This window comes from Piscirickettsia litoralis, from assembly GCF_001720395.1.
Taxonomy (GTDB): domain Bacteria; phylum Pseudomonadota; class Gammaproteobacteria; order Piscirickettsiales; family Piscirickettsiaceae; genus Piscirickettsia; species Piscirickettsia litoralis.
Genome location: NZ_MDTU01000001.1, coordinates 2,038,775 through 2,046,757 on the forward strand (window position 1 = coordinate 2,038,775; position 7,983 = coordinate 2,046,757).

A 7,983-nucleotide genomic window follows, 5' to 3' on the forward strand; every position below is an offset into this window, starting at 1 on the left:
GGTGCTGCATGGACAGATTGATAAGGCAAGTCTGCGTTGAGTAAAACAATCAGCAATAATGCTGAGAATGAATAAATTTAAGGATAAGGGTGGTTATGTCTAGTATCCATGATATTGATCCGCAAGAAACAGGCGAATGGCTTGATTCGATCAACTCTGTAGCGAAAGCTGATGGCAGCGAGCGTGTTGGCTTTTTATTAGATAAGGTAAAAGAGCGTGCGCGCGAACTGGGTGTAAATGTTGGCTCAGAGCAGATTACTACTCCTTATATCAATACGATCCCTGTTGAATCCGAAGCTTTGATTCCAGCGGATGAAAAAAATAGAAGCACGCCTAGAGGCACTCGTGCGTTGGAATGCGGCGGCGATGATTGTGCATGCCAATCGCCAAGATTCTACTCTCGGCGGCCATATTGGTTCGTATGCGTCGAGTTCAACACTTTATGAAGTGGGTTTTAATCATTTTTTCGGTGGCCCGAATGCGGAGCAAGGCAGTGACTATGTTTATTTTCAAGGTCATATTGCTCCAGGAATCTATGCGCGTTCTTATCTAGAAGGACGTTTGACTGAAGAGCAAATTAGAAATTTTCGTCAAGAAACATCGGGTAAAGGCTTATCATCTTATCCGCACCCTTGGTTACAACCGACCTATTGGCAATTTCCAACCGTGTCTATGGGCTTAGGCCCATTATCAGCGATTTATCAGGCACGTTTTGCCAGATATTTGCATAATCGCGAAGTGATTAAAACTGATCAGCGCCATGTCTGGTGCTATTGCGGCGATGGCGAAATGGATGAGCCAGAATCACTCGGTGCGATTAGTTTAGCTGGCCGTGAGAAACTTGATAACTTAATTTTTGTGATTAACTGTAACTTGCAGCGTTTAGATGGCCCAGTACGGGGTAATTCGAGCATTATTCAAGAGCTCGAAGGTGTCTTCCGTGGTGCTGGCTGGAATGTGATTAAAGTGCTGTGGAGTTCGGATTGGGATGAGCTATTCGCTAAAGACCATTCTGGGAAACTGATGCAACGCATGAGTGAAGTTTGCGATGGTGAATACCAAGCCTATAAAGCTAAAGGTGGCGCGTATTTACGTGAGAATTTCTTTGGTAAATATCCAGAATTAGTAGAGCTTGTTAAAGATAAAACGGATGATGAACTTGCCGCACTGCGTCGCGGTGGTCATGATACGCAAAAAGTCTTTAATGCCTATAAACAAGCGACTGAAACCAAAGATAAGCCGACGGTGATTCTTGCTAAAACGGTAAAAGGTTATGGCATGGGTGAAGCGGGTGAGGCGCTTAATATCGCGCATAACTTGAAGAAAATGAGTAGTGAAGAACTCTATACTTTCCGTGATCGCTTTAATATTCCGGTCAGTGATGAAAACGTTGAAAACGTTGATTTATTCCACCCCGGTGAAGATAGCGAAGAAATTAAATATTTAAAATCACGCCGTCAAACGTTAGGTGGTCCATTACCGAGTCGTCATGATAAAGCGATGAAGTTAGAGATTCCAAAAGCGACTGATTTTGCCAAGCGTTTGATGAAAGACTCAGGTGAGCGTGAAGCCTCAACGACGACGGCCTTTGTGCAGATTCTATCGGCATTGGCCAAAGATAAGAAGATTGGTAAGCGTATCGTACCGATTGTGCCGGATGAGTCACGGACCTTTGGTATGGAAGGGCTATTCCGTCAATTGGGTATTTATGCCCATGAAGGCCAAAAATATGTGCCTGAAGATAAAGACCAAATTATGTTCTATAAAGAAGCAAAAAATGGTCAGATCTTACAAGAAGGGATTAACGAAGCCGGTGCCTTTTGTTCATGGCTTGCCGCTGCAACCTCGTATAGCAGTAATAAAGAGCCGATGATTCCGTTCTATATTTATTATTCGATGTTCGGTTTTCAGCGTGTCGGTGATTTATCCTGGTTGGCAGGCGATATGCGTGCGCGTGGGTTTTTAATTGGTGGAACCTCAGGGCGGACGACGCTCAACGGTGAAGGCTTGCAGCATGAAGATGGTCATAGTCATATTATGGCAGGAACGATTCCAAACTGTATTACTTATGATCCGACGTATGCTTATGAGTTAGCTGTCATTGTTGAAGAAGGCATGCGCCGCATGTATGAGCGCGATGAAAGCGTCTTCTATTATTTAACAACCATGAATGAGAATTATCCTCAGCGTGGTTACGATGAGAGCATGAAAGAAGGCATCATCAAAGGGCTTTATTCATTGATTAAGCCGAAAAAAGCCAAGAAGTTGCACGTTCAATTGATGGGTTCAGGCTCTATTTTGCGTGAAGTTGAAGCGGCGGCTGAATTACTCGATCAAGACTTTGGCGTAAGCTCTGAAGTGTGGAGCATGACCAGCGCGAATGAATTGCACCGTGATGGCATAGATACTTCACGCTGGAATCTATTACACCCAGAAGACAAGCCGCGTCAAAGCTATTTAGAACAATGTTTAGGAAAAACCAAAGGACCGATTATCGCCTCTACCGACTACATGAAGCTTTACACTGAGCAATTGCGCGAGCATATGCCAAAAGATCGTCGCTTTATTGCCTTGGGTACCGATGGTTTTGGTCGCTCTGACTCGCGTGCGGCATTACGTCGTCACTTTGAGGTGGATCGTTATTATGTTGTTGTTGCGTCACTGAAAGCCTTGGCTGATCAAGGTGAAGTGCCTGCAAGCAAGGTTTCTGAAGCGATTAAAAAATATAATATCGATGTCAATCGCATTAATCCATTACAGGCATAAGAGAGTTTAGGGGAGAAATTAACGTGGCAACGATTAAAGATGTATTAGTGCCTGATATTGGTAATTACAGTGATGTGGATGTCATCGAAGTTAATGTCAGCGTTGGCGATAGCGTTGATGTAGACGATGCACTTATCACGCTAGAAACCGATAAAGCGACTATGGAAGTGCCAGCACCTTTTGCCGGTACTGTCAAAGCCATCAAGGTCGAAGAAGGCAGTAAAGTTTCTGAAGGGAGCTTGATTGTGCAAGTGGAAACAGCAGGCAGTTCAGCCGTAGAATCGACTCCTGCTCCTGTTGCAGAAGCACCAGCGGCTCCGGCAGCTGTTGCGGCTTCTTCTGGCCCGGTTGAGGTGCGCGTGCCTGATATTGGTAATTACAGTGGTGTTGACGTAATTGAAGTTAATGTCAGTGTTGGCGATACCATCAGCGAAGAAGATGCCTTAATTACACTAGAAACAGATAAGGCAACGATGGAAGTGCCATCGCCTGTTGCTGGTGTTGTTAAAGAAATTAAAGTCGCTGAAGGCAGTAAAGTGTCTGAAGGTGATTTAGTGCTCGTTGTTGAAAGTGCAGGTGGTGCTAGTGCTGCAGCGCCTGCGGCAAATCAAACAGCTGAAAGTCCTGCACCGACAGCAGCTTCAATGGGTGCGGCGAGTGTACAAGAAGTGCATGTGCCGGATATCGGTAATTACAGTGGTGTTGATGTGATTGAAATCAATATTGCTGTTGGTGATCAGATTAGTAAAGAAGATGCCTTAATTACCTTAGAAACTGATAAGGCAACCATGGAAGTGCCATCACCGGTTGCGGGTATCGTTAAAGAAATTAAGGTCGATGAAGGCAGTAAGGTGTCTGAGGGTGATTTAATTGTTTTGGTTGAATCACAAGGCGCAGCGCCTGCTTCAGTAGCAAGTTCTAGTACGGCTTCTAGTCAAAAAGCAGCACCGGCCCCTGCAGCGGCAGGTTCAAGTAAAGCAGCTACAGCAGCACCGACAAAATCATCTGGCCCATCACATGCATCACCAGCAATTCGCCGCTTTGCCAATGAATTGGGTGTAGATTTGGCGAAAGTGACAGGAAGCGGTCGTAAAAATCGGATCTTACGTGAAGATGTGACGAAATGGGTGAAAAGCGCTTTATCTAGTCCGCAAACGGCCAGTGCCGGTTCTGGCACAGGCTTGGATTTATTGCCGGTGCCGAAGGTTGACTTTGCTAAGTTTGGTGAAGTTGAAGAAAAGCCTTTATCACGAATTAAGAAGATCTCAGGAGCGAACTTACATCGTAACTGGGTCATGGTTCCGCATGTCACGCAATTCGATGAAGCGGATATTACCGATATGGAAGCTTTCCGCAAGGATCAAAACAAGCTTGCTGAGAAGAAAAAGGCGGATTATAAATTTACGCCGTTAGCCTTCTTGCTCAAGGCCAGTGCTGCGGCATTAACAGCGTTTCCTGAATTTTGTGCATCATTGAATGAAGCCGGTGATTCATTGGTCTTGAAAAAATATGTCCATATTGGTGTGGCTGTTGATACACCCAATGGTCTGGTTGTTCCTGTGGTCAAAAATGTTGACCAAAAAGGCTTGATCGAACTATCACGTGAACTTGGCGAAATCAGTAAAAAGGCGCGTGCCGGTAAGCTAACTGCTGCCGATATGCAAGGCGGTTGTTTTACTATTTCTAGCCTAGGTGGTTTAGGCGGCACCGCTTTTACACCGATTGTGAACTTGCCTGAAGTTGCAATTTTAGGTGTGTCTAAATCAAGCATAAAGCCGATTTGGAATGGCAGTGAATTTGCGCCGCGCTTAATGTTGCCGTTATCGCTGTCTTATGATCACCGTGTCATCGATGGTGCAGCAGCAGCGCGCTTTACGACCTTCTTGGCGCAGCAGCTGTCTGATTTGCGTAATATGTTACTGTAATTTTTTTGGCGATTGATTAAAAAGTAGATTTAATTAATCGCTATTGTACTTAATAATTGCTTTTCGTTGTCTTGGTATGTCTTTTTTAAAAAATCAGTACAATAGGAAAGCAGTAAATAATAAGTTTGACCTCACTTAACAAATGATAAGGCAAAAGCAATGAGTCAATTACAAGCAGATGTCGTGGTCTTAGGTAGTGGACCTGGCGGTTATACGGCAGCTTTCCGTGCTGCGGATTTGGGGAAAAAAGTTATTCTCATCGAGAAATATGCTGAGATCGGTGGAGTATGCTTAAATGTCGGTTGTATCCCATCAAAAGCATTATTACACACCGCCAAAGTGGTTGATGAAGCCAAGCACATGTCTGAGCATGGAGTAAAATTTGGCAAAATTAGTTTCGATATTAAGAAAATTCGTGAATATAAAGCCGGTGTTGTCACGCGCTTAACGAAGGGGCTAAAAGCACTTGCTTCTGCACGTAAAGTTCAGATCGTTCAAGGGTATGGTAAATTTGTCTCTGATAAAGAAATTGTCGTTGAGCATGAAGGCAAAACACAATCGGTCAGCTTTACTCATTGTATTATTGCCGCAGGTTCACGTCCGGTGAAATTGCCTTTCTTGCCCGAAGATGATCGCATTATGGACTCGACAGGGGCGCTAGAATTAAAAGATGTGCCTAAAGAATTATTAGTTATCGGTGGTGGTATTATCGGCCTGGAAATGGCTCAGGTTTATAGCACACTCGGTGCAAAAGTAACGATTGTCGAATTAGCCGATCAGCTGATGAACGGTGCGGATAAAGATGTCGTTAAACCCTTCCAGAACTTTGTTAAGGGCCGTTATGAGATTATGCTACAAACGTCTGTCACCGCTGTTGATGCGAAAAAAGATGGTTTGCATGTCTCCTTTGAGGGCAAGCATGCCCCTGAAGGTACGCGTCGTTTTGACCGCATTTTATCAGCGGTGGGCCGTGTGCCGAATGGCAAACTCATCGATGCAGAAAAAGCTGGTGTGAAAGTGAGTGATCGTGGTTTTATTACTGTTGATGATCAAATGCGTACTAATGTCTCGCATATCTTTGCGATTGGCGATATCGTTGATAATGGTCCGATGCTCGCTCACGTTGCAGTGCCTCAGGGTAAGGTGGCAGCGGAAGTGATCAGTGGGGAGAAACACTTCTTTAACCCATTATGCATTCCATCAGTCGCTTATACAGACCCTGAAGTGGCTTGGGTGGGCAAGACAGAAGCAGATTGTAAGAAAGAAGGTATTAAATACGGTAAAGGTGTATTCCCTTGGGCCGCTTCTGGTCGTTCATTAGGCATTGGCCGTGATGAAGGGCAGACGAAGGTTTTATTTGATGAAGAAAACCATCGTATTTTAGGGGCTGCAATGGTGGGACCGAATGCCGGTGAGCTTGTTGCAGAGGCGGGTCTTGCCATTGAAATGGGTGCGGATGCTGAAGACATTGCTCTGACAATTCATGCCCATCCAACTTTGTCTGAGACCTTTGCATTGGCAACAGAAATGTATGAAGGATCAATTACTGATTTGATTGCACCGAAGAAAAAGAAGAAATAATCTTTCTTTTTAATAGGTCTATGTAAATTAAATGAAAAAAGCCTTCTTTGTTGATAAGAGGGCTTTTTTATATGCTATTTTTATTTTCCAGGTGATGTTTGTGAGTGAGAAAGCAGAATAGAGATGAGAATGGAAGTAGAAGCAAGATAGAGAACTATTGATAAATATAACGGATTGTGTTTTTTTGTAACAGGGCTTGTTAATTTTTATAGTTATGAATTATAGATAAATACTGTAGACGTGGAATTTTTAAAATGTTGAAATGGCTTTCCTTATGTGTATTTTTCCTTGTTGCTTTTAATGTACAGGTGTTTGCAGACTCAAGCGCAGATGCCCAGTCTAAGAAGATCACGGCAGAAAAACCGCCGACGGGGATTGATGGAAAAATAGATAGTGCTTTAAATGCAATTGCGCCTGATGAGAATTCTATTTTGGAAAGTCGAATTCGAAAAGAGAATGCACTGGCAAATAACCCGCTTGGGATCATTTTTTATCAGCCGAGCTATGTTTTGCCTTATTATTATACGGGCAGTCCATACCAAGCGATTTACAATGGTGATACGCCAGAGAATCAAAAAGTGATGCATTCGGAATTTAAGGCGCAATTAAGCTTAATGATGCCCCTTTGGAAAAACATGTTTGGTAATCCAAACTATAATTTGAATGTGGGTTACACACAGCTTTCTTATTGGCAGTTCTATGCAAAATCACAATATTTTCGTGAGACAAATTATGAGCCTGAGATATTTTTCACCGATCACTTTCATCATAATTGGCAGGCAAGTTATGGAATAGTCCACCAGTCTAATGGCCGTGGTGGTTCAATGGAACGCAGTTGGAATCGGGCCTATCTGAATTTAGAAACCTCAGGGGAGCACTGGATAGCCAGTATTAAGCCTTGGATTTTAATTTTCAAATCGGAATCTAGTGACTTACATAATCCAGACATTGCTCATTATTTAGGGCATGAGCGCATTGTTTTTTCCTACTTGTTTGATAATAAAATGCAAGTATCAATGGCTTTGACGAATATCGAAAGCGCTATGAAACGCGGGGCAGTAGAGTTAGATTACTCTTTCCCGCTCACCCAACACATTAATGGTTTTATCCAGTATTTTAATGGCTATGGCCAAAGTTTAATAGAGTACGATCATCGCACTCAAAGCGTTGGCATTGGGATTGCTTTAAGTAATTGGGGATAACTATACCGTTAGAAGGTTGCGCTTGTATGATTTTTATCTATATTAGTAAGGTGTTAAGGCTGTTTTAAAAATAAAGGTGCAACTTTTAATTATCTGTGGTTTGCTAATTAAATTAGCACAGTTTTTTCATATATTCGAAAGTATCTTCTTCTCGAGTTACTTTAAATTTCTTTGAAAGACTATTACACCTATTATGTCTTAAATCGACCTTATAGGTCTGATTTAGACAAAAATAATTACTGGTTGAAAGGATTCCATGTTTATCTGTTTCTCCATAGGAGATGTTATCCACATATAGAGATACTTCAGGGTTTGAATTAATTGTAAACTGTACTTGCGCAATTTTGGTTTTGCACTGAGATAAACTGTTCAATATAAAATAATCTTTTGTCGAGAAGTTTTTTTTACTTAGCTTGTATGTTTTAAGAACTTTTTTTGACAAGAGCGGTTTTTGTGTTGTTAAATTCATATTGTTTGCAAAGCTTATTTTTGTGGTGATCCATCTTTCC

The 7,983-nt window shown here is 42.5% G+C and carries 4 protein-coding genes and 1 pseudogene; 4 read left to right on the forward strand and 1 reads right to left on the reverse strand.

What is annotated here, in order from left to right; all coding sequences use genetic code 11:
* Nucleotides 1-95 precede the first annotated feature (95 nt).
* The 4 genes and pseudogenes from aceE (at nt 96) to BGC07_RS10125 (ending at nt 7,474) form a co-directional block, all read left to right on the forward strand.
* Nucleotides 96-2,766 (forward strand): annotated as a pseudogene (gene aceE / locus BGC07_RS10110) (pyruvate dehydrogenase (acetyl-transferring), homodimeric type).
* Between the two features lie 23 nt (nt 2,767-2,789).
* On the forward strand, nt 2,790-4,691 hold the full coding sequence (aceF, locus tag BGC07_RS10115; protein ID WP_069313010.1) for a pyruvate dehydrogenase complex dihydrolipoyllysine-residue acetyltransferase: 1,902 nt from the start codon (nt 2,790-2,792) through the stop codon (nt 4,689-4,691).
* A 159-nt stretch (nt 4,692-4,850) separates the two neighbouring features.
* Nucleotides 4,851-6,272, forward strand: a complete 1,422-nt coding sequence (lpdA, locus tag BGC07_RS10120) for a dihydrolipoyl dehydrogenase (protein ID WP_069313011.1) — start codon at nt 4,851-4,853, stop codon at nt 6,270-6,272.
* 254 nt (nt 6,273-6,526) lie between these two features.
* Nucleotides 6,527-7,474 carry a phospholipase A gene (locus BGC07_RS10125; protein ID WP_069313012.1) on the forward strand — a complete coding sequence of 316 codons (948 nt, stop codon included), beginning with the start codon at nt 6,527-6,529 and terminating at the stop codon, nt 7,472-7,474.
* A gap of 112 nt (nt 7,475-7,586) precedes the next feature.
* Here the strand turns inward: BGC07_RS10125 and BGC07_RS22230 are convergent.
* Nucleotides 7,587-7,983, reverse strand: a 397-nt coding sequence (locus BGC07_RS22230) for a hypothetical protein (RefSeq protein ID WP_235603083.1), incomplete at its 5' end; no start/stop codon positions are given.

Excerpts from the sequence above, each read along its gene's own strand:
- lpdA (WP_069313011.1), top strand. The coding sequence starts at position 4,851 with ATGAGTCAATTACAAGCAGATGTCGTGGTCTTAGGTAGTGGACCTGGC.
- BGC07_RS10125 (WP_069313012.1), top strand. The coding sequence starts at position 6,527 with ATGTTGAAATGGCTTTCCTTATGTGTATTTTTCCTTGTTGCTTTTAAT.